At 58.9% G+C, this 19,634-nt stretch carries 22 protein-coding genes; 10 read left to right on the forward strand and 12 right to left on the reverse strand.

Annotation, left to right across the window (positions count from 1 at the left end):
• Window positions 1–23: 23 nt before the first annotated feature.
• Together I6E56_RS01305 and I6E56_RS01310 are read left to right on the forward strand one after the other, a co-directional pair.
• Entirely contained in the window at window positions 24–854 is an 831-nt protein-coding gene (locus tag I6E56_RS01305) for a Sir2 family NAD-dependent protein deacetylase (protein WP_197135527.1), read from the forward strand.
• Window positions 855–909: 55 nt separating this feature from the next.
• The gene (locus tag I6E56_RS01310; protein WP_197135528.1) at window positions 910–1,539 is read left to right on the forward strand and encodes a histidine phosphatase family protein; all 630 of its coding nucleotides are present in this window, start codon (window positions 910–912) and stop codon (window positions 1,537–1,539) included.
• A 7-nt stretch (window positions 1,540–1,546) separates the two neighbouring features.
• Here the strand turns inward: I6E56_RS01310 and I6E56_RS01315 are convergent, their stop codons facing one another.
• Window positions 1,547–2,632 (reverse strand): glycosyltransferase family 1 protein, encoded by a 1,086-nt coding sequence (locus I6E56_RS01315; RefSeq protein ID WP_197135529.1) that lies wholly within the window; start codon window positions 2,630–2,632, stop codon window positions 1,547–1,549.
• A complete protein-coding gene (locus tag I6E56_RS01320) occupies window positions 2,629–3,540 on the reverse strand; it encodes an alpha/beta fold hydrolase (protein ID WP_197135530.1) in 912 nt (303 codons plus the stop codon). The genes I6E56_RS01315 and I6E56_RS01320 overlap by 4 nt, the downstream gene beginning before the upstream one ends.
• 129 nt (window positions 3,541–3,669) lie before the next feature.
• Here I6E56_RS01320 and I6E56_RS01325 point away from each other — a divergent pair, with 129 nt between their 5' ends.
• Window positions 3,670–4,368 carry an exonuclease domain-containing protein gene (locus I6E56_RS01325; protein ID WP_197135531.1) on the forward strand — a complete coding sequence of 233 codons (699 nt, stop codon included), beginning with the start codon at window positions 3,670–3,672 and terminating at the stop codon, window positions 4,366–4,368.
• Between the two features lie 189 nt (window positions 4,369–4,557).
• Here I6E56_RS01325 and I6E56_RS01330 read toward each other — a convergent pair whose 3' ends face one another.
• Both I6E56_RS01330 and I6E56_RS01335 read right to left on the reverse strand, forming a co-directional pair.
• Window positions 4,558–4,809 (reverse strand): type B 50S ribosomal protein L31, encoded by a 252-nt coding sequence (locus I6E56_RS01330; RefSeq protein WP_197105627.1) that lies wholly within the window; start codon window positions 4,807–4,809, stop codon window positions 4,558–4,560.
• Window positions 4,810–4,884: 75 nt separating this feature from the next.
• Window positions 4,885–5,667 carry an ABC transporter ATP-binding protein gene (locus I6E56_RS01335; protein ID WP_197124725.1) on the reverse strand — a complete coding sequence of 261 codons (783 nt, stop codon included), beginning with the start codon at window positions 5,665–5,667 and terminating at the stop codon, window positions 4,885–4,887.
• Between the two features lie 130 nt (window positions 5,668–5,797).
• Here I6E56_RS01335 and serB point away from each other — a divergent pair, with 130 nt between their 5' ends.
• Window positions 5,798–6,436, forward strand: coding sequence for a phosphoserine phosphatase SerB (gene serB, locus I6E56_RS01340; RefSeq protein ID WP_197135532.1), 639 nt, complete (start codon window positions 5,798–5,800; stop codon window positions 6,434–6,436).
• Window positions 6,437–6,455: 19 nt separating this feature from the next.
• Here serB and I6E56_RS01345 read toward each other — a convergent pair whose 3' ends face one another.
• Entirely contained in the window at window positions 6,456–7,178 is a 723-nt protein-coding gene (locus I6E56_RS01345; RefSeq protein WP_197135533.1) for a beta-ketoacyl-ACP reductase, read from the reverse strand.
• Window positions 7,179–7,249: 71 nt separating this feature from the next.
• Between I6E56_RS01345 and I6E56_RS01350 the strand changes: the two genes are divergently transcribed.
• The 3 genes from I6E56_RS01350 to I6E56_RS01360 are packed head-to-tail and all read left to right on the forward strand — an operon-like array spanning window position 7,250 to window position 8,621.
• Entirely contained in the window at window positions 7,250–7,549 is a 300-nt protein-coding gene (locus tag I6E56_RS01350) for a DUF3099 domain-containing protein (protein WP_197135534.1), read from the forward strand.
• Window positions 7,546–7,788 (forward strand): hypothetical protein, encoded by a 243-nt coding sequence (locus I6E56_RS01355; protein WP_307842715.1) that lies wholly within the window; start codon window positions 7,546–7,548, stop codon window positions 7,786–7,788. The genes I6E56_RS01350 and I6E56_RS01355 overlap by 4 nt, the downstream gene beginning before the upstream one ends.
• Entirely contained in the window at window positions 7,785–8,621 is an 837-nt protein-coding gene (locus tag I6E56_RS01360) for an SURF1 family protein (RefSeq protein ID WP_197135535.1), read from the forward strand. Before I6E56_RS01355 ends, I6E56_RS01360 begins: the two co-directional genes overlap by 4 nt.
• Before the next feature lie 98 nt (window positions 8,622–8,719).
• On the opposite strand, the gene I6E56_RS01365 is transcribed toward I6E56_RS01360, so the two are convergent.
• Window positions 8,720–10,318: an ABC-F family ATP-binding cassette domain-containing protein gene (locus I6E56_RS01365; RefSeq protein WP_197135536.1), complete on the reverse strand. Its 1,599-nt coding sequence runs from the start codon at window positions 10,316–10,318 to the stop codon at window positions 8,720–8,722.
• A gap of 122 nt (window positions 10,319–10,440) precedes the next feature.
• Here I6E56_RS01365 and I6E56_RS01370 point away from each other — a divergent pair, with 122 nt between their 5' ends.
• On the forward strand, window positions 10,441–11,088 hold the full coding sequence (locus I6E56_RS01370) for a biotin transporter BioY (RefSeq protein WP_197135537.1): 648 nt from the start codon (window positions 10,441–10,443) through the stop codon (window positions 11,086–11,088).
• An 8-nt stretch (window positions 11,089–11,096) separates the two neighbouring features.
• Here the strand turns inward: I6E56_RS01370 and I6E56_RS01375 are convergent, their stop codons facing one another.
• Genes I6E56_RS01375 through sufB form a run of 5 tightly spaced genes read right to left on the reverse strand, consistent with a single transcriptional unit; the run spans window position 11,097 to window position 15,169 of the window.
• Window positions 11,097–11,426: a metal-sulfur cluster assembly factor gene (locus I6E56_RS01375; protein WP_100388990.1), complete on the reverse strand. Its 330-nt coding sequence runs from the start codon at window positions 11,424–11,426 to the stop codon at window positions 11,097–11,099.
• Between the two features lie 4 nt (window positions 11,427–11,430).
• Complete coding sequence (gene sufC / locus I6E56_RS01380) at window positions 11,431–12,195, reverse strand: Fe-S cluster assembly ATPase SufC (protein WP_197124713.1); 765 nt, start codon at window positions 12,193–12,195, stop codon at window positions 11,431–11,433.
• Window positions 12,196–12,230: 35 nt separating this feature from the next.
• On the reverse strand, window positions 12,231–12,566 hold the full coding sequence (locus tag I6E56_RS01385; RefSeq protein ID WP_197135538.1) for a non-heme iron oxygenase ferredoxin subunit: 336 nt from the start codon (window positions 12,564–12,566) through the stop codon (window positions 12,231–12,233).
• Entirely contained in the window at window positions 12,563–13,750 is a 1,188-nt protein-coding gene (gene sufD / locus I6E56_RS01390) for a Fe-S cluster assembly protein SufD (protein ID WP_197135539.1), read from the reverse strand. The genes I6E56_RS01385 and sufD overlap by 4 nt, the downstream gene beginning before the upstream one ends.
• Window positions 13,751–15,169: a Fe-S cluster assembly protein SufB gene (gene sufB, locus I6E56_RS01395; RefSeq protein WP_197124707.1), complete on the reverse strand. Its 1,419-nt coding sequence runs from the start codon at window positions 15,167–15,169 to the stop codon at window positions 13,751–13,753.
• A 245-nt stretch (window positions 15,170–15,414) separates the two neighbouring features.
• Between sufB and I6E56_RS01400 the strand changes: the two genes are divergently transcribed.
• Window positions 15,415–16,350, forward strand: a complete 936-nt coding sequence (locus I6E56_RS01400; protein ID WP_197135540.1) for a heme A synthase — start codon at window positions 15,415–15,417, stop codon at window positions 16,348–16,350.
• Window positions 16,351–16,383: 33 nt separating this feature from the next.
• On the opposite strand, the gene I6E56_RS01405 is transcribed toward I6E56_RS01400, so the two are convergent.
• A complete protein-coding gene (locus I6E56_RS01405) occupies window positions 16,384–17,304 on the reverse strand; it encodes a heme o synthase (RefSeq protein WP_197135541.1) in 921 nt (306 codons plus the stop codon).
• 235 nt (window positions 17,305–17,539) lie between these two features.
• Between I6E56_RS01405 and tkt the strand changes: the two genes are divergently transcribed.
• Window positions 17,540–19,633, forward strand: a complete 2,094-nt coding sequence (gene tkt / locus I6E56_RS01410) for a transketolase (RefSeq protein ID WP_197135542.1) — start codon at window positions 17,540–17,542, stop codon at window positions 19,631–19,633.
• Window position 19,634: the final 1 nt, after the last annotated feature.

The raw sequence follows: 19,634 nt of genomic DNA on the forward strand, positions 1-19,634 counted from the left end.
CCCGAAGTGCTTACGCTTGGAGAGTGAACACACTCCCGATCAGCAACGACATTGATCGTGCTGCCGAGCTACTTCAGGGCAAGCTCATTAGCGTACTCACCGGCGCCGGGATTAGCACCGATTCAGGCATACCCGATTATCGCGGTGAAGGTGCCGCGGTGCGCAATCCGATGACCTTTCAACAGTTTCAAAGCTCGCCCGAGTTTCGCCAGCGCTATTGGGCAGGCAGTCATCTCGGCTGGAAACGTTTTGCCGCGTCGACTCCCAACGACGGTCACGACGCTCTCGCGGAGTTCGAACGCCGCGGGCTCAGCAACGGCATCGTGACTCAGAATGTCGACGGCTTGCACTTGCGGGCCGGCTCGAAGCGCGTGGTTGACGTGCACGGCAGTATCGATCGCGCGCGATGCCTGCGGTGCGGCCAATACTTCGCACGCACTCCCCTCGCCGCTCGTATTTCTGAACTGAACCCGTGGCTCGAAGAATCCGATTCTCACACCCTCAACCCCGACGGTGATGCTGAAGTGCACAACGTCGACGACTTCGTGATTCCTGAGTGCACAGTCTGCGGCGGCGTGCTGAAGCCGGATGTCGTGTTCTTTGGCGAGTTCGTGCCGACCCGAAAGTTTCAGCTTGGCGCCTCGCTCGTGGATCAGTCGGATGCCATGATCGTCGCTGGTTCGTCTCTAGTCGTGAATTCCGGCATCCGCCTTGTTGAGCGAGCGATGCGCAAACATATCCCGCTCGTGATCATCAACCGTGGAACGACCAAAGCGGATAAGCGCGCCGACGTTAAGATCGATGGGGGCGCTTCCGCAGTTCTTAGCGAACTTGTCGAGCGCCTAGCTGCCTAGCAGCGCAGATCGCCCGAGTGTTCTGTGCTGGTCATTGTGTTGTGAACGGAGCGTTGTGTTCATTTATCTTGTGCGCCATGGAGAGACTGACTGGAATCTTGAACGCCGCATTCAGGGAAGCACTGACATTCCCCTCAACGAGACCGGCCGTGCCCAGGCACGAACCACAGGAGAACTTCTTGCCCGCCGTCAGTGGGACGGAATTTTCGCTAGCCCACTTTCCAGGGCGATGGAAACCGCAGAAATCATTGCCAGCATTGTCAGGCTTGCTGCCCCCGAGCCAGTAGCAGCGATCGTTGAGCGCAACTATGGTGTCGCCGAAGGCTGCACAGATGACGAAATTGATGCGCTGTATCCGGCTGACGTTGACGTTCCTGGCCGTGAACCGCGCGAAGCAGTCGCGAAGCGTGTTGTTCCCGCCCTCGTGCACCTTGCCGAACAGCATCACGGTGAGTCGATCATCGTGGTGGCTCACGGAGGGGTAATCGCCACGGTGCTGGCTTCGGTCGCGCCCGGTCACCCCCACGGACGAATTGCCAATGGCTCTGTGCATAGCTTCCGCCACGATGAAGGCACCCTGACACTCATCGATTTCGATGACCCCATCGAAGAAGAATCAGAACGCTATGGTGGCGACGACTTCGAAGAGCAAAACGCGTTAGCCCGACGCGAGAGCGGCGCGTAGGTCGCCGCTAGCGATTCTTCTTCGCTTCGCGGGCCGCAACGGCATCCTGAAGCACTTGGTAGAGCGTCGCGGCACCCTTCTCCCACGTGAATTCCGCCGACCGAGCACGAGCGGCCGTTGACCGCATTTGCCAGGTTGCGGGATCCTCGAGTGCTGTGACCTCGCGGACCAATTCGGAAGGCTTATCCGGGTTAAAAAACCCACCAGCAGGGCCTGAAATCTCGCGGAAAATATCGGTGTCGCTCAGCAGCACGGGCGTCCCGAGAACCATTGCTTCAATTTGCGGAAGCCCAAATCCTTCATCGCGGGATGCTGAGACCAAGGCTGTTGCACGCGAAAGCGTGTCTGAGTAGACCTCATCGGATGCCCCGTTGTGAAAGATCAAGCTTGACTCTGGGGCGAGTGCGGTCAATTCAGTCTTCGTGGTGGCGTCGACGCGGCTCATGAGATGCAGAGTGTAGCCCGGCAGATCGTGGAGCGCGCGGGCGATCAAACCCACATTCTTGTAGGGCATATAGGAACCCATGTAGACGAGTTCGCGCGTCGTAGGCGCCGCGCGAAGCACGTGGTTGGCTGGCCTATCGGTGCCAAGTGTGACAACGGATATCGGTTTGCGCGTGAGGTTGTGCTCGAGCATCTGATCGCGGGTGGAGTTCGAGTCGGTTACGTGAGCATCGGCCGTGTTGAGCAGAGCCCGCTGGAACCCCCAAGTGAGATGGTAGGCACGCCACAGCACTCGAACTGCCCAAGGCAGGTTGTGAGGCGGAGTGGGGTGCTTGTAGTAGATGAGATCGTGCACTGTCGTGACGAGCGCGTACTTGCGGCCAAACGGACCCATCGTTTGCATAGGAGTGAAAACGACATCCGGAGACAGTTTGTTGACCTGCAGCGCCACGAAAGGCTCGAGAATGCTTGTTGGTGACGACGCCAGCTCCCAAGGCAAGTCGGGAAGGAGCTCGAGTTGGCGCTTGTCAGAAATCAGCATTGTCACCGGGTGCAGTGTGCTGAGTTCCTCAACGAGGCGTGAACCGTAACGGCTGATGCCATCGTGGCGGCCAAGGCGTGTGTATCGGCAGTCAAAAACAATCTTCATGAGGGTGGCTCCGCAACTGTTCCTGCATTCAGGAACCCGACGATCAGTTCGGCAGCTTCACGCGGCCGTTCATAGTGGATGAGATGGCCAACGTTGTCGAAAATTTCGAGCTGTGAGTTGGCGAAGAGAGTATGCAGTCGCTCCTGAGCAGGAACTGGACTGATGGGGTCATTGCTGGCCCCGATCAACAGGGTAGGGATAGTGATGTCAGCGGCAAACATGCTGACATCTGACCCGATTGATGCTTCGAACGCTTCAAGCAGGCTGTCGCGATTGGCATAGCTGCTGAAGTGCGCATGGTGCTGTTGGTGAACCCAGCGACGAAGTTCTGGCTCGTGAGTCTTCACCATGGCGAGACTCATGACGCGCACGACGAGCCAGTTGCCGAGCATCGGTGCACCGATTGCGTGCGGCAGAGCGCGCGCGATCTGATAAAACCAGAGCGTGATCTTGCTGAGCACGCCATTGGGCCCCGAGAGTGCCGGCGCAGCGATCGGGTTGACGAGGATAAGGCGGGGCGTGACAAGGCCACGGGCGAGTGCGGCAGAGGCCACGATCGACCCAAAAGAATGGCCGAGAATAATCGCCCGGCCGTCGAGGTCGAGACTCTCGACGAAGCTCTGAAGCCAGAACGCATATCCCTCGATGTCGTGTGCCCGACCACTGAGCGGCTCGGATGCGCCGAAACCAGGGATGTCGGGACTGATGATGCGGATGCCGCGAATCTGGGCACAGACCGCCTCGAGGCCGTGGTGGTCGCCCCGAAAGCCGTGCACGAGAATCAGGACGGTCTCGGCGTCGTCTGGCCCGTATTGCCAGTAGTGGGTTGCTGAGCCGAGTACGTCGACAACAGAGTGCTTCGCCGGATTGGCGTCGAGCAGTGCTCCATACGGCGATGCGGGTCTCATTCCAACAATCTTATGCAGTGCGCCAGCCGTTGCGGACATCCTCAGCTGCAAACCGGCAGATGCCGAGTTCGAAGCGGGAACTCCGCGAGCCGAGTTCGCGGTGTCAGTGTCTCGCTCTACGCTGAGTTCATGAGCAACTCCGGCACGTTAGCCACCTTCGATCTTGAAACCACCGGCGTCGACGTCGAAACCAGCCGCATCGTCTCCGCGTGTATCGCCCTCGTTGATGAGTCGGGAGCAGTGACCTCTCGGTGGGATTGGCTTGCAGACCCGGGAATTGAGATTCCGGATGGCGCGGCAGCGATTCACGGTATTACGACCGAGCGTGCCCGGGCCGAGGGGCGAGACGCAGCCGTCGTCGTGGCAGAAATTGTCAACACGCTCAAAGACACGTGTGCCCGTGGTATCCCTCTCGTTGTCTACAACGCTCCTTACGACCTCTCTTTGCTCGACCGTGAGTGCCGCCGGCACTCGGTCAATGGGCTCGCGGAGCCGTACATCGTCATCGATCCGCTCGTTATCGACAAAGGCGTTGACCGTTACCGTCGGGGTAAGCGCACCCTCGAGGCCACCTCGGCGCTCTACGGTGTTGCTTTAGACGATGCTCACGACGCCGGCGCGGATGCGATTGCTGCTGCCCGTGTGGCGCAAGCGCTGCTTCTGAAGTACACGGAGCAGCTCAGCATTCCCTTTGGCGAACTGCATTCGATGCAACAGCGCTGGTATGCCGAGCAATCGGCGAGCTTTCAGGACTACATTCGCTCGTCTAAGGGCGATCAGAGTTTCGTTGCGAACCTCGAATGGCCCGTACGGTCGTTCCCGCAGTAGCGCTCCTCGCGCTGCACTGATGATGCGCAATGTTCTTCAGAACGTTGCGCATTTTCTATTTCTGCTGTGAAGTTCATCGCGGACATGACGTGATCGTGGTGACCGCATTAGCGCTGCGCGCAATCGTGCCCGTTAACGACTGAAGGGCGACCGGATAACCGATCGCCTTCAGGAAAAAACTGGGTGTTACTAGTTGCCGAAGCCCTTGTAACGGTTCTTGAACTTCTCAACGCGTCCTGCGGAGTCCATGATGCGCTGCTTACCCGTGTAGAACGGGTGCGACTCGGAGGAGATTTCGACGTCGATGACCGGGTAGGTGTTTCCGTCTTCCCACTCGATCGTCTTCTCGCTCGTCACAGTTGAACGAGTGAGGAACGTGGAGCCAGACGCGAGGTCGCGAAAGACGATGGGCATGTATGTGGGGTGGGTCTCGGACTTCATTGGATTTCCCTGGGTTCTTGAATAAATAAAAGACGTAGGCGGTCACGCGGACCGACACACAAGCCTATCAGAGGATTAGGCAGCACGCGCGGTGTAGCGGCCGGAGTCTTTTGTGATGATGAGTTCGAGACCGAAAGCGGCACTCAAGTTCTCTGACGTAACAACGTCATCGATCTTACCCGCGCTGTGCACGGAACCCTTGGACAAAACCAGCGCGTGGGTAAATCCTCGCGGAATCTCTTCCACGTGGTGCGTCACCATCACGATTGCTGGCGCGGTATCTGCCTGAGCGTAACCGCTCAGCAGTTGAACCAGTTCTTCCCGTGAGCCGAGGTCGAGACTCGCTGCAGGCTCGTCGAGCAAGAGCAATTCAGGGTCGGTCATCACGGAGCGCGCAATCTGCACGCGCTTTTGTTCGCCATCGCTCAGATCGCCGAAGCGACGTTCTTCTAAGTGCGAGAGACTCCACTCGGCGAGGACACGACGCGCACGACGCACATCGACATTCTCATACTCCTCGTTCCAGCGACCCGTTACGGAGTACGCAGCGGTCAAGACAACGTCAAGAACACTCTCGTTGCCGGGGACCCGGCGGGCAAGAGCGGTCGAGGCAAAACCAATGCGCGGGCGCACATCGAAAACGTCGGACGCGCCAAGAGTGCTGTCGAGCACGGTTACTTCACCGGAACTCGGATGAATCTGAGCCGCGGCCAGCTGCAACAGCGTGGTCTTGCCTGCCCCATTGGGGCCGAGAATCACCCACCGATCGGAAGCTTCCACACTCCAAGAAACAGAGTCGAGGATCGTATTGCCACTACGAGTGACGGTGACGTCGGAGAAGGTGAGAACGCTAGCCATGATGTCATCATCCTATTGCCTTGCTGGCTCCCGTGGGCGAGGCAATGAGGGCGATCCCGATAGTCTGACGAGTGAAGTCGTGTGGTTCTCGAGACCGGCGACGTGAACCGTCGATTGAAGGGTCCTCGCCTTGGCACAATTTCTCGTAGTTTTTGACGTCGACTCCACGTTGATTGAGAACGAGGTAATCGAATTACTCGCTGCGCGTGCGGGGTCCGAGCCAGAGGTGACAGAGATCACTACGCGTGCGATGAACGGGGAACTCGACTTCGAAGAGAGCCTTCGGGCGCGAGTAGCAACCCTGGCTGGGCTGCCCGAGTCAGTGATCGCCGAGTGTGCTCGCGACATCCGTGTCACGAATGGTGCTGAGGAGCTCATCGCTGGCGTTAAAGCGGCCGGCGGGCATGTTGCTGCAGTTTCTGGCGGTTTCCATGAGCTTCTTGATCCTCTCGCCGCGCATCTCGGCCTGGACTACGCCCGAGCAAACCGCCTCGAAGTAAGGAACGGTGTGGTCACGGGTGCCGTCCTCGGCCCGGTGATCGACGCTCAAGCCAAAGCAGACTCATTGCGGGAGTGGGCGGCCGACTCCGACACTCCCCTGTCTCGCACCATTGCGGTTGGTGACGGCGCCAACGATCTATTGATGATGGATGCCGCAGCTCTGTCGATCGGCATCACAGCCAAGCCGATCGTGCGCGCCAACGCTGACGTACACATCGACAGCCGTGACCTCAGCGCGGTGCTTGCGCTGTTGGGGCTTCGGGGCTAATCGCCCAAACAGGAGCTTGTCAGTGGCCCATCCCGAGTCCACCATCGACGGGGATGACCGCGCCTGAGATGTAGCCGGCATCATCGCTCGCAAGCCACGCGATCGCTTTCGCGACCTCGGCCGGGTGGGCGAAACGGTTGGCAGGAATCTGCTTGAGATAAGCGTCCTGTTGCTCGACTGGCAGCGCCGCGGTCATGTCGGTCTCGATGAACCCGGGTGCAACGACGTTGGCGGTGATTCCGCGGCTGCCGAGCTCGCGGGTAAGAGAGCGGGCGAGTCCAATCAGTCCGCTCTTGGACGCGGAGTAATTGACCTGGCCAGCCGAACCGAGAAGGCCAACAACACTCGAAACGAGGATGACACGGCCAAAACGGGCCTTCATCATGCCTTTGGAAGCGCGCTTCACTACGCGGAAGGCTCCTGAGAGGTTGGTATCGATGACATCGGTAAAGTCGTCATCGCTCATGCGCATCAGCAGCATGTCGCGGGTGATTCCCGCATTCGCTACAACGATTTCGACGGGGCCGAGCTTCGCCTCAACCTCGCTGAAGGCAGCGTCGATACTTGCGGCATCGGTGACGTCCGCGGTCACCGTGAGGGTGCCCTCTGGGCCGGTGCCCGAGCGGGCGGTAACGGCGACGCGGTAGCCCTGAGCTACAAACTCTTCGGCAATTGCCCGGCCAATGCCGCGATTGCCGCCGGTGACGAGAACGATTCGTGGTTCAGTTGCTGTGCTGCTCATGGTTCCCAGCATATAGTCGCCAGCACGGGCGTAGGCTTAGGTGTAGTCACCTCGGCAACCTAAGAAAGCCCATGAACACTCCTGAGTCGATCACGTCGCTCCCTGAGCGGCCCGATGCTGAACGCCGTCGCCGCGTCATCAACTACTCCATAGCTATGGGGATACGAATTGTGTGCGTGTTGCTGTGCGTCTTCGTGCGGGGTTGGTGGCTCGTGTTGCCCGTGCTTGGTGCCGTCGTGTTGCCCTACGTTGCCGTCGTGCTGGCCAACGTCAGCACTCAGCGCGTTGGCGTTGTGTCCACGCCTGGTCAATTCGCGTTGAAATCGGGTGACTCCTTCGCTTCAAGCGGAACGGATGAGGCGGCTCGGTGATCGGTGAGAGCGGCCCGAGCACACAACAGTGCTCGCGCGCAGGGTGCACAGCGCCCGCGCAGTGGAACGTCAACTGGCGAAACCCGCGCATCCACGGGCTTGAGCGGGTGAAGGTGTGGTTGGCCTGCGCTGACCACGTCGACTATTTGCGCGAATACTTGACGACCCGCAACTTCCCTGTCGTGGTCAGCGACCTCTCGGATGACGTTTCAGTGGTTCCTGATGGGAGCGGCGCGTGAATCGGTGGCGCTTCGCGTTCTCTCGTCGATGGTTTGGGTATTTGGCTCTTGTCATCGCATTCGCTATTGGCTGCGTTTTTCTCTCACATTGGCAGTTTGACCGACGTGAGGAGGCGGCTGCCGAAGTCGCACGCGTCAGTGATAACTGGGATGCAGCGCCTCAAACACTCTCTAGCGTGATGCCCGAGCTCGACGAGTTCGATGTCGACAACAAGTGGATGTCTGTGGCCGTTACCGGGGAGTACCTGACTGCTGAGCAACTCCTTGTGCGCGGGCGGCCGTACGGGGGCCAGCCAGGCTTCGAAGTGCTTGTACCTTTCAAGCTCGACAGCGGCGAAATTATTGCTGTTGACCGTGGATGGGTTCCCTCGGGAAACAGCCAAGACGAACCCGATTTTGTGCCTGCTGCTCCCACGGGGCAGGTTGAGCTTGTTCTACGGCTCAAGCCGAGTGAACCAACGGTCTACAACCGCTCAGCGCCCGAGGGACAAATCGCAACCATTCACTTGCCGACCGTTGCGGAACTTGTGGGCGAACCAACCTATGTTGGCGCGTATGGCCTGTTGGCGTCTGAGTCCCCCGCGGTCGCTGATATGCCCCTGGCTTACCCGAAACCGCTACTCGATGAAGGGGCCCATCTCTCCTACGCCTTCCAGTGGGTCGCTTTTGGCGTGCTTGCTTTCATCGGGCTCGCCTGGGCCGTGCGTCAGGAGTATCGTCTCGTCAACGAAGAGGATCCAGCTGAACGGGAGCGCGCTAAGAAGCGTCGCGACAAGGCAGTGAAACGCGGTCCTACTGATGCGGAAATCGAAGACGCTCTACTCGACTCCTAAGTCACGTTCAACGATTCGTCCGAGATAGACGCGTCAGCCCAAGAAGGGCACCGGAATCTAAGTTGGATCCGGATCACGTGGGTACCGATTAGCGCTGGTTAAGCCAGACTGATGAGGTCGGCGTAGTCCTTGTTCCAGTGGTCCTCGATGCCGTCAGGAAGGATCAGAACGCGTTCAGGGTTCAAGGCTTCGACAGCGCCCTCATCGTGGCTCACAAGCACAACAGCGCCCGTGTAGCTCGCAAGAGCACCGAGAATTTCTTCACGACTAGCCGGGTCAAGGTTGTTAGTGGGCTCGTCCAAGAGGAGCACGTTCGCACCACTCACGACGATCATCGCGAGAGCAAGACGTGTCTTTTCTCCACCCGACAGCACGCCAGCTTGCTTCGTAGCGTCATCACCGCTGAATAGGAAGGAGCCGAGAACTCGACGTGCTTCCATCTCGGTGATGTTGGGTGACGACGACACCATGTTCTCAAGTACAGAGCGCTTGACGTCGATGGTTTCGTGCTCTTGAGCGTAGTAACCGATGCGCAAGCCGTGACCAGCTTCGACTTCACCGGTGTCTGGCTCATCGACGCCAGCGAGCATCCGGAGCAGGGTTGTCTTTCCCGCACCGTTGAAGCCGAGGATGACTACCTTCGAACCGCGGTCGATCGCGAGATCGACGGATGCAAAGATTTCGAGCGAGCCGTAGCTCTTGCTGAGGTTGTGGCCCATCAGCGGGGTACGACCACAGGGAGCAGGATCGGGGAAGCGCAGGGCGGCAACACGATCAGCGGCCCGAACGTCGTCGAGACCGGCAAGCAGTTTCTCGGCTCGAGCAACCATCTGGTGGGCAGACGCCGCCTTGGATGCCTTGGCACCGAAGCGAGCAGCTTGAGCCTGAAGGGTCGATGCCTTCTTCTCGGCGTTGGCACGTTCCTTCTTGCGGCGTTCCTCATCCGATTGGCGCTGGCGCAGGTAGTGCTTCCAGCCCATGTTGTACTGATCGATGAGCTGGCGGTTCGCGTCAAGGTAGAACACCTTGTTCACTGTGTCTTCGACTAGGTCAACATCGTGGCTAATCACGATCAGACCGCCGGCGAAGTTCTTGAGAAACTCGCGCAGCCAGACAACAGAGTCGGCGTCGAGGTGGTTAGTGGGCTCATCGAGGAGCATGGTGTCGGCCCCCGAGAACAAGATGCGGGCAAGTTCGATGCGGCGGCGTTGACCACCAGAGAGCGTCGAGAGCTGCTGATCGAGGATGCGATCGGGAAGACTCAGATTGCTGGCGATCGAGGCGGCTTCGGCTTCTGCCGCGTACCCACCCAGTGCCATGAACTGATCATCGAGCTTGCCATAGCGATCCATCGCAGCGGTGCTCACAGCGGCATCGCTGCTGCCCATTTCATCCTGAGCCTGGCGCATCTTCAATACGATGCTGCCAAGACCGCGAGCATCAAGGATGCGGGTCCTGGCGAGGTCTTCCGGATTGCCGGAGCGCGGATCTTGCGGGAGATATCCGATCTCGCCGGTGCGTTCGATCTTGCCACCTGTAGATTCGAGCTCCCCCGCTAGGGTCTTCGTCAGGGTGGTCTTGCCTGCGCCGTTCCGGCCAACAAGCCCTATTTTGTCTCCGCGATCGACACGGAAGTTGACGCCTTGCATCAGCATGCGTGCGCCAACGCGCAACTCGAGATCATGCACAGCAAGCACGGCAAAACATCCAAATCTTGGGGGTTGGGGTTAGTGGGCGACAGCACCAACCAACTAGTCTACTTCCTACCGTCGACTGCGCAGTGCAGTTTAGCGATTGAGACAAGCGGGAGGCCGCCATTGTGAACATATCCAGTCGATTGTTCAAGCCAACCATTGTTGATCTCATCTTCGGGCCCAGTTGGGCTGCAAGCACGATGTTTATTGCAGCCGGAGCTGGATTCACTGCACTCGCGGCTCAATTCGTAGTCCCGTTGAATCCGGTGCCGATCACCGCACAAACGCTCGCGGTAATGATCGTTGGGCTCTCCCTCGGAGCGACTCGCGGAGCGCTCGCCATCGCGCTGTATGCGTTACTCGGGGCGGTGGGACTTCCCGTGTTCAGTGCGTCAGCTGGAGGAATCGACGTACTCACCGGAACCAGCGGAGGCTATATTTTCGGCTACATCCTCGCCGCATGGATCATGGGAAAATTGGCCGAACGGCAGTGGGACCGCACCTTCTGGAAGGCCGCAGCCGCCGGCGCAATTGGCACCGTTGCCATTTACGCCGCAGGCATCCTGGGATTAATACTGGCGCTGCCCGCAATGGGCCTCGATTACTCCCCTTTATATCTCCTTGAGATCGGCGTTGCCCCATTTTTGATCGGAGCAGCTATCAAGGTGTGCTTCGCCGCGGCGCTGCTTTCCTCAAGCTGGAAGAAAGCGCTCCGGTACGCCCCGCAGGCAACCACATTGCACCACGCAGGAGCGACCGAGCCGCACAAATAGGACTATTGCTAGATCGAGAAGCCGAGAGCCCGCATCATGTCGCGACCGTCGTCAGTAATCTTCTCAGGACCCCACGGCGGCATCCACACCCAGTTAATGCGGAACGCTTCTACGACATTGTCGAGAGACTGTGCAATCTGCTCCTCGATAACGTCGGTCAACGGGCAACCAGCTGAGGTCAGCGTCATGCTGATAATCAGAGCGTTGTTCTCGGGATCCCAGCTGAGGTCGTAGATGAGTCCGAGGTCAACAATGTTGACCCCGAGCTCAGGGTCTACAACATCTTTGAGAGCCTCTTCGACCTCGTCGAAAAGGGCGGGCGCCAAAACAGTAGACATACGCCTACGCTACGCTCGTGTCGGTCAAAAATCGATCGTAACCTTCGTTTTCAAGGCGATCTGCAAGCTCGGGGCCGCCCTCTTCTGCAACGCGGCCGTCAACGAAGACGTGGACGAAGTCCGGCGTGATGTAGCGAAGAATGCGCGTGTAGTGGGTGATCAACAACAGACCAAGGCCGGTCGATTCCTGTGCGCGGTTGACACCCTCTGACACGATCTTGAGCGCATCGACGTCGAGGCCGGAGTCGGTCTCGTCAAGAATCGCGAAGCGAGGCTTGAGGAGTTCCAGCTGAAGGATCTCGTTGCGCTTCTTCTCTCCGCCGGAGAAACCTTCGTTGACATTGCGGTCGGAGAAAGTTTTGTCCATACGAAGAGCCTTCATCGCACCGTTGACTTCTTTGATCCAGGGACGAAGCGCGGGGGCCTCTCCAGCCAGAGCGGTCTTCGCGGTGCGCAAGAAGTCAGCAACCTTAACGCCGGGAATCTCAACCGGGTACTGCATGGCAAGGAAGAGACCTGCGCGAGCGCGCTCGTCGATGCTCATATCGAGCACTTCCGCGCCATCAAGCGTGATCGAACCGCTTTCGACATGGTACTTGGGGTGACCCGCGATTGTGTAGGCAAGGGTCGACTTGCCCGACCCATTGGGGCCCATAATGGCGTGGGTTTCGCCCTGCTTGATCTCAAGGTCCACTCCCTTGAGGATCTGCTTCGTACCCTGCTCGGTTTCGACGCTGACGTGCAGGTCTTTGACTGACAGTACTGACATTATTTCTTTCCTTAATGGTCTCGTATGGAGAGCGATTAGCTCTCGATGGCGACGGTGTCCTCGGGGTCGATGTGTACCCCTCCGTCGTCGTCGATCTTCACTACAAAGACCGGTACAGGTTCATAGGCGGGCAAGCTCAGGGGCTTACCGGTGTCAAGCGAGAAGAGCGAGCCGTGAGCCCAGCACTCAATAGCGCCGTCTTCGACAAAACCCTCCGCAAGCGAAATGTCGCCGTGCGTGCACGTGTCGCCAATCGCGTGGACATCGCCAGCAGAATCTTTGACGACACAGATTGCGGTGCCGTCTAGTTCCACGCGGTAGGCCTTGTTGGTTTCGAGTTCATCGATACCGCAGACGCGCTGAGCGGTCACGAGATGGTTCCTTCCAGCTCCGCTTCGATAGCGATGTGTAGTCGAGCTTCGAGCTGCTCATCGCCGACCTTCTGCACGATCTCAGAGAGGAAGCCGATGACGACGAGACGTCGAGCTTCTGCTTCGGAAATACCGCGAGCCTGCAGATAGAACAGCTGCTCGTCGTCGAAGCGACCAGTAGCGCTAGCGTGGCCAGCACCCTGGATGTCGCCAGTCTCAATCTCAAGGTTCGGGATCGAGTCTGCGCGAGTTCCTTCGGTCAAGACGAGGTTGCGGTTCTGTTCGTAGCTATCCGTTCCGGCCGCGTGAGGGCCGATCAGGACATCTCCGACCCAAACCGTGCGCGCTCCGGCACCCTGAAGGGCACCCTTGTAGTTCACGCGGCCGCGAGTCTGCGCTGCTTCGTGGTGAAGGTACACACGCTGCTCGAGGTGTTGTCCTGCATCCGCAAAATAGAGACCGTAGAGCTCGCCGTCGGCGCCTTCGCCTGACAAGTGCACTGACGGGTTGACGCGAACAACCTTGCCGCCAAGCGACACAATCGTGTGCTTGAGGGTGGCTGAGCGGCCGACCTGTACGAAATGACTCGCGAGGTGGATGGCGTCGTCTGCCCAGTCCTGAACGCTCACAAAGTTCAGCGTCGCGCCTTCTTCAACAACGACCTCAACGTTCTCGCTGAGAAGTGCGGAGCCAGTCGACTCCACAATGACTGTGCCGTTGCTGTGTGGGCGCGCGGTAATCACGATGTGGCCGGCGCGTGCTGTGCTGCCCAACTCTGAGCGAGAGATTCGCACGGTTGAGTGCTCTTCGCCCGTAATGGTGATGGCGAGGGCCTGCTCAAAGTTGGTCCAGGCATTGGCCGAGGCACGCTCTTCTGGGGCGCCTGCCGAAGCAATGCGCGCGTCGTCACGCGCTACCCACTCGACACTGATGCCCTCAGGGGCATCAGTGTCGATCGCGTAGGGAGCGCCGTCAAGGGCGTCGTTGAGGAGCGGTTTGATCAGCTTCACTGGCGTGAGCTTCCACTCCGCTTCTAGCCCATTGACGAGAGCGAAATCGGTGTGTTCGAAAGACTGAGGGCGTGCTGAGCGAGTCTGAACGGGAACGAAGCCTTTTTCGCTTGCGTCCCATCCGCCGTCGCTGTGAGCCGTGAGTCCGTGCTGTTCTGGTGTAACGACGGTCATTTAGCCGACGGATCCTTCCATGCTCAGTTCAATGAGCTTATTGAGTTCGAAGGCGTACTCCATGGGCAGTTCGCGCGCGATGGGTTCGATGAAGCCTCGTACGATCATCGCCATCGCCTCATCCTCTTCCATGCCGCGCGACTGAAGGTAGAAGAGCTGCTCAGCGCTGACCTTAGAAACCGTTGCTTCGTGGCCGAGCTGAACGTCATCCACTCGGATGTCAATCGACGGATACGTATCAGAGCGCGAAATGGTGTCGACCAACAGCGCATCACAACGAACAGTGTTTGCTGAGTGATGGGCCTTCTCGTCAACGCGGACTTCTCCACGGTAACCAGCGCGACCGCCACCACGGGCGACAGACTTCGAGACGATCGATGAGGTCGTGTACGGCGCCATGTGGATCATCTTGGCTCCGGCGTCTTGGTGCTGACCGGGGCCCGCGAAGGCAACCGAAAGGGTTTCGCCCTTGGCGTGCTCCCCCACCAGGTAGATCGACGGGTACTTCATCGTGACCTTGGAGCCGATGTTTCCGTCGATCCACTCCATGGTTGCGCCCTCGTGAGCGATCGCACGCTTGGTGACGAGGTTGTATACGTTGTTCGACCAGTTTTGAATCGTCGTGTAGCGAACGCGAGCGTCCTTCTTCACGATAATTTCGACAACCGCAGAGTGCAGGGAGTCCGACTTGTAGATCGGAGCGGTGCAACCCTCGATGTAGTGAACGTACGAACCTTCATCAGCGATGATCAGAGTGCGTTCGAACTGGCCCATGTTCTCCGTGTTGATGCGGAAGTAGGCCTGAAGCGGGATCTCAACGTGGACGCCCTTGGGCACGTAAACAAAGGAACCACCCGACCACACCGCGGTGTTCAGCGCAGCGAACTTGTTGTCGCCGGCGGGAATCACAGTGCCGAAGTACTCCTCAAAGAACTCGGGGTGCTCGCGCAGTGCCGTGTCGGTGTCCATGAAAATGACGCCCTTGGCTTCAAGCTCGGCGTTGATCGAGTGGAAGACAACCTCCGACTCATACTGTGCAGCAACGCCGGAAACCAGACGGTTGCGCTCAGCCTCCGGAATACCCAGCTTCTCGTAAGTATCGCGAATATCGGCGGGAAGGTCTTCCCACGTCTGCGCCTGCTTTTCAGTGGAGCGCACAAAGTATTTGATGTTGTCGAAGTCGATGCCCGACAAGTCGGCGCCCCACTTCGGCATCGGTTTGCGACCGAACAGCTCAAGGCCCTTGAGACGCAATTTGAGCATAGATTCGGGCTCATTCTTAAGCGTAGAGATGTCGCGAACGACCTCTTCGTTGATGCCCCGTCGCGCAGAGGCTCCCGCAACGTCGGAGTCAGCCCAGCCAAACTCATACTGGCCCATGCCATTGAGTTCCGGACGATCGATCAGCACGTCGGACATTGGTACCTCTTTTCCTGCCCCTATCAACCAAGGTGGCTGCGTTGGCATTCCTTCGCACAGCACTTTGCCGGGAATATTTAGCGGGGCCGCGTGCGCTGTGTCACGACACTGCGCGGGCGAACTTAGACTGAAACAGGACAAGCGAGGGATTACCCCGCTGTCAACATTGACTTCCCGGCGTGGGCTGTGTTCCTGAACGCAATCCATTCTACAGGCAGAAGCCCGAAATAACAGGAGGTACGGCCGTGAACGCCGTCATCGCACGATTACCCCAATCTGTAGACGCTCGCGTGAGATTTTTTGCGGTGACGTCGCTTGTCATCCAGATACTGATTGTCGCGACAGGCGGGGCCGTTCGATTGACCGGTTCAGGGCTCGGATGCCCCACTTGGCCGCTGTGCACTGATGCATCGCTCATCGCGACTCCCGAAATGGGCGTTCACGGTGCTATCGAGTTCGGCAATCGACTGCTGTCGATCATCGTCGGGTTCGTTGCCATTCTGATGGTGCTTATGGTCCTGCGAATCCGCCGTGAACGTCGCGATCTGATGTCGCTCGCTCTTCTGATCCTGGGAGGTACCGTTCTCCAGGGACTCATCGGTGGGCTTTCCGTACGCGTTCAGCTCGACCCCAGCATCGTGGGTGTCCACTACGCGATCTCGGCGATCCTTGTCGCGGTGAGCGCGGCCCTCGTCTACCGAGTCTGGACCGGATTGCGCGGGAGCCAACTCGAGGTGTCTCGACCCATCGTGATCCTGACCCACGTGACTAGTCTGCTTGTTGCGCTCACGATCGCCGCAGGCATTCTCACGACAGGAGCTGGACCGCACGCGGGTGACGACGGCACAGCGCGCAATGGTTTGGATGCGGGCATCCTGCAGCACGTACATAGCTGGCCTGGCTACGCGCTACTCGCTGCGACCCTCGCGCTGGTTATTGTGCTTGCCAAAGGCGGCCACCGTCGGATCATGGACTTCGCAATCATTTTGCTTGTGCTCGAAGCTGTTCAGGCAACGGTTGGGATTATCCAATCGCGCAGCGGCCTACCAATCCTGTTGGTCGGCAGCCATATGGTTATCGCCTGCACTATTGCTGCGGCAATGACGGCGGTCGTGCTGTCACTTCGTCCGAGCGCCGATCAGCGTGCAGCGAAAACGGACAAAGCACTCGCTGGAGAGTAGTTTGCGGTGCCTCGACCCGGTGCTTCGTGTTAGCTAGAACGGCAGCAGCGGGTCGATCCCCACGGCGAGGAATACGAGCGTCAAATAGCTGATCGAGCTGTGGAACACGCGCATGGCCTTGACATCGCCATGGCGGATCGCTGTGGAATACAAGCGGTGGGACTCAATGATGAACCACGCGCCGCTGAGGCTCGCGACAAGCGTGTAGACGATTCCCATATCTGCGACGGGCACGAGAAGCAGCGAACAGGCTACGGTCGCCCACGCATACAGGATGACCTGGAGACCCACTGCGGCGCGGCCTCGAACGACAGCAAGCATGGGAACGCCAACCGATTGGTACTCAGCGCGGTACTTCATAGACAGCGGCCAGTAGTGCGGCGGCGTCCACAAGAAGACCACAGCGAACAAGATCCAGGCTGCCCAAGAAAGATCGTTAGTGACGGCTGCCCAGCCGATAAGCACGGGCATGCAGCCAGCGATGCCACCCCAGATGATGTTCTGAGGGGTGCGACGCTTCAACAGGAGCGTATAAACGAAAACGTAGAAGAGGATCGCGAACAGCGACAGTGCGGCTGCAAGCCAATTGGTGAGCACGCCTAGCCACACGACCGAGCCAACCCCGCTGATCCATGCAAAGAGAAGTGCTTCGCGATCACTGAGCTCGCCCGTCACAAGGGGGCGATTCTTAGTGCGGGCCATTACGCGGTCGATGTCGCGGTCGATGTAGCAATTGAAAGCGTTAGCTGAGGATGCGCTGAGTATTCCACCAACCAATGTGGCCAATACCAACCACAGACTGGGGATGCCGCCAGCGGCGAGAACCATGACCGGCACCGTAGTGACGAGCAATAGTTCGATAACCCGCGGTTTTGTAAGCGCTACGTAGGCGCGAATCTTGCGAAGGATGCCAATGCGTTCCTGCTGCGTGGGGGCTTCTAAAGTGACATCCATACCTACGATTCTAAACCGCATAACAAATTGTGCTGACCGCCACCGTAGTAAGGGAGCGATCGTGTACTTGGTTCCCTATACTTGGGTTGCCCGCCCGTCGGTGGCTTGTTTGCGCGCACTACCCGTGCGCAACGGCAAAACCGCTGACCGAGCCAACGAAGGCGTGTGGCGGGCCGTTCACGTGCCCTAGCCAGTTCTGGTTAGGCACTTCGCTTGCAGAAGGGTCATTATTCTCATGGCAGCTTTTCAATGGGATCACATCGACAACAAAGCGGTAGACACCGCTCGAATTCTGGCGGCAGATGCTGTTGAGAAGGTAGGTAACGGACACCCCGGTACCGCGATGAGTTTGGCGCCTGCAGCGTACTTGCTCTTTCAGAAGGTGATGCGTCGCGATCCAAGCGACGATCAGTGGATTGGCCGTGACCGGTTCATCCTCTCAGTGGGCCATAGCTCACTTACCCAGTACGTTCAGTTGTACCTTGCGGGGTACGGCCTCGAACTCGACGACCTTAAGGCTCTGCGTACGTGGGGCTCGCTTACTCCGGGACATCCCGAATTCGGTCACACCAAGGGCGTGGAAATCACCACCGGCCCTCTCGGTCAAGGAATCGCCTCGTCTGTTGGATTCGCCTACGCCGCGCGCTACGAGCGCGGACTGTTTGACCCCGAAGCCGACGCTGGCACCAGCCCTTTCGATCACTTCGTCTACGTCATTGCAGGCGACGGTGACCTTCAGGAAGGTGTTTCCTCAGAAGCATCGTCGCTCGCCGGTCACCAGCAGCTCGGCAACCTCATTGCTATCTACGACAGCAACCAGATTTCCATTGAAGACGACACCAACATCGCATTCACTGAAAACGTGCAGATGCGCTACGAGGCCTATAACTGGCACGTACAAGTCGTCGACTGGAAGAAGACAGGCGAGTACGTCGAAGACGTAGAAGCGCTCAACACCGCGATCGAAGATGCCAAGGCTGTCACTGATCAGCCCTCGCTCATCATCCTTCGCACCATCATCGGATGGCCAGCCCCCAGCAAGCAGAACACCGGAAAGATCCACGGATCCGCTCTCGGTGCAGAAGAACTCGCTGGTACAAAAAAGGCTCTCGGATTCGATCCGGAGCAGAGCTTCGTCGTTGATGACGACGTCATCGCTCACACCCGTCTAGCGGTTGAGCGCGGCAAGCAACAGCGCGCCGAGTGGACTGAGACCTTCGACAAGTGGGCCGTCGCGAACCCCGAGCGCAAGATTCTGCTCGACCGCGTTCTGTCCGGTGCATTGCCGGAGGGCGTCGAGGAGGCACTCCCCCAGTTCGAAGCGGGCAAGGATGTTTCGACTCGTGCCGCCAGCGGCAAGGTTCTCGGCGCAATCGGCGCCATCATGCCGGAACTGTGGGGCGGTTCGTCTGACCTCGCCGAGTCAAACCTCACCACCATTGCCGGCGGAAAGTCATTCATCCCGAGTGAGCATTCCACCAGCGAGTGGAGCGGAAACGAGTACGGCCGTGTACTCCACTTCGGTATCCGTGAGCACGCCATGGGCGCAATCATCAACGGCATCGTTCTTCACGGAAATACCCGCGCTTTCGGCGGTACGTTCCTCATCTTCAGCGACTACATGCGTCCTGCAGTTCGACTCGCCGCCCTCATGGCCGTGCCGTCGATCTTTGTCTGGACTCACGACTCGATCGCCCTCGGCGAGGACGGTCCTACGCACCAGCCGATTGAGCAGCTTGCCAGCTTGCGCATGATTCCTGGCATGGATGTTGTTCGCCCAGCCGACGCCAACGAGACCGCGTGGGCCTGGAAGACCATCCTCGAGCGTCGTAACGGCCCAGCGGGAATCGCCCTCACCCGCCAAAACGTGCCCACATTCGATCGTGGGGATGCCGACGCGACTGGCGAGACCTTCGCTTCAGCTGCGAATGTTGCAAAGGGAGCCTACGTGCTCGCGGAAGCGCCGAACGGAACTCCCGACGTGATTCTGATCGCCACCGGTTCCGAAGTGCAGCTCGCTGTGGAAGCGCGCGAAACGCTCAAGGCCGACGGAATCAACGCGCGCGTCGTTTCTGCTCCGAGTCTCGAATGGTTTGCCGAGCAGAGTGCGGAATACCGCGAGTCCGTTCTGCCTTCTACTGTGCGTGCACGCGTATCAGTTGAAGCTGGAGTATCAACCGGATGGCGCGAGTATGTTGGCGACGCAGGTCGCAGCATCTCGATCGATCACTTCGGAGCATCAGCCGACTACAAAACTCTCTTCCGTGAGTTTGGAATCACCACCGAGGCCGTTGTGGCCGCTGCACGCGATTCTCTGGATGCCGTCTAGG

Origin of the sequence: Salinibacterium sp. NK8237, assembly GCF_015864955.1 — a bacterium.
Classification (GTDB): domain Bacteria; phylum Actinomycetota; class Actinomycetes; order Actinomycetales; family Microbacteriaceae; genus Rhodoglobus.

What these genes read in the sequence shown, in the direction of transcription:
- I6E56_RS01345 (WP_197135533.1), bottom strand. Translation starts at nt 7,178, where the DNA reads ATGAGCAGCACAGCAACTGAACCACGAATCGTTCTCGTCACCGGCGGC.
- I6E56_RS01335 (WP_197124725.1), bottom strand. Translation starts at nt 5,667, where the DNA reads ATGGCTAGCGTTCTCACCTTCTCCGACGTCACCGTCACTCGTAGTGGC.
- sufB (WP_197124707.1), bottom strand. Translation starts at nt 15,169, where the DNA reads ATGTCCGACGTGCTGATCGATCGTCCGGAACTCAATGGCATGGGCCAG.
- I6E56_RS01325 (WP_197135531.1), top strand. Translation starts at nt 3,670, where the DNA reads ATGAGCAACTCCGGCACGTTAGCCACCTTCGATCTTGAAACCACCGGC.
- I6E56_RS01350 (WP_197135534.1), top strand. Translation starts at nt 7,250, where the DNA reads ATGAACACTCCTGAGTCGATCACGTCGCTCCCTGAGCGGCCCGATGCT.
- I6E56_RS01320 (WP_197135530.1), bottom strand. Translation starts at nt 3,540, where the DNA reads ATGAGACCCGCATCGCCGTATGGAGCACTGCTCGACGCCAATCCGGCG.
- I6E56_RS01405 (WP_197135541.1), bottom strand. Translation starts at nt 17,304, where the DNA reads ATGGATGTCACTTTAGAAGCCCCCACGCAGCAGGAACGCATTGGCATC.
- sufD (WP_197135539.1), bottom strand. Translation starts at nt 13,750, where the DNA reads ATGACCGTCGTTACACCAGAACAGCACGGACTCACGGCTCACAGCGAC.
- I6E56_RS01375 (WP_100388990.1), bottom strand. Translation starts at nt 11,426, where the DNA reads ATGTCTACTGTTTTGGCGCCCGCCCTTTTCGACGAGGTCGAAGAGGCT.
- I6E56_RS01330 (WP_197105627.1), bottom strand. Translation starts at nt 4,809, where the DNA reads ATGAAGTCCGAGACCCACCCCACATACATGCCCATCGTCTTTCGCGAC.
- sufC (WP_197124713.1), bottom strand. Translation starts at nt 12,195, where the DNA reads ATGTCAGTACTGTCAGTCAAAGACCTGCACGTCAGCGTCGAAACCGAG.
- tkt (WP_197135542.1), top strand. Translation starts at nt 17,540, where the DNA reads ATGGCAGCTTTTCAATGGGATCACATCGACAACAAAGCGGTAGACACC.
- I6E56_RS01315 (WP_197135529.1), bottom strand. Translation starts at nt 2,632, where the DNA reads ATGAAGATTGTTTTTGACTGCCGATACACACGCCTTGGCCGCCACGAT.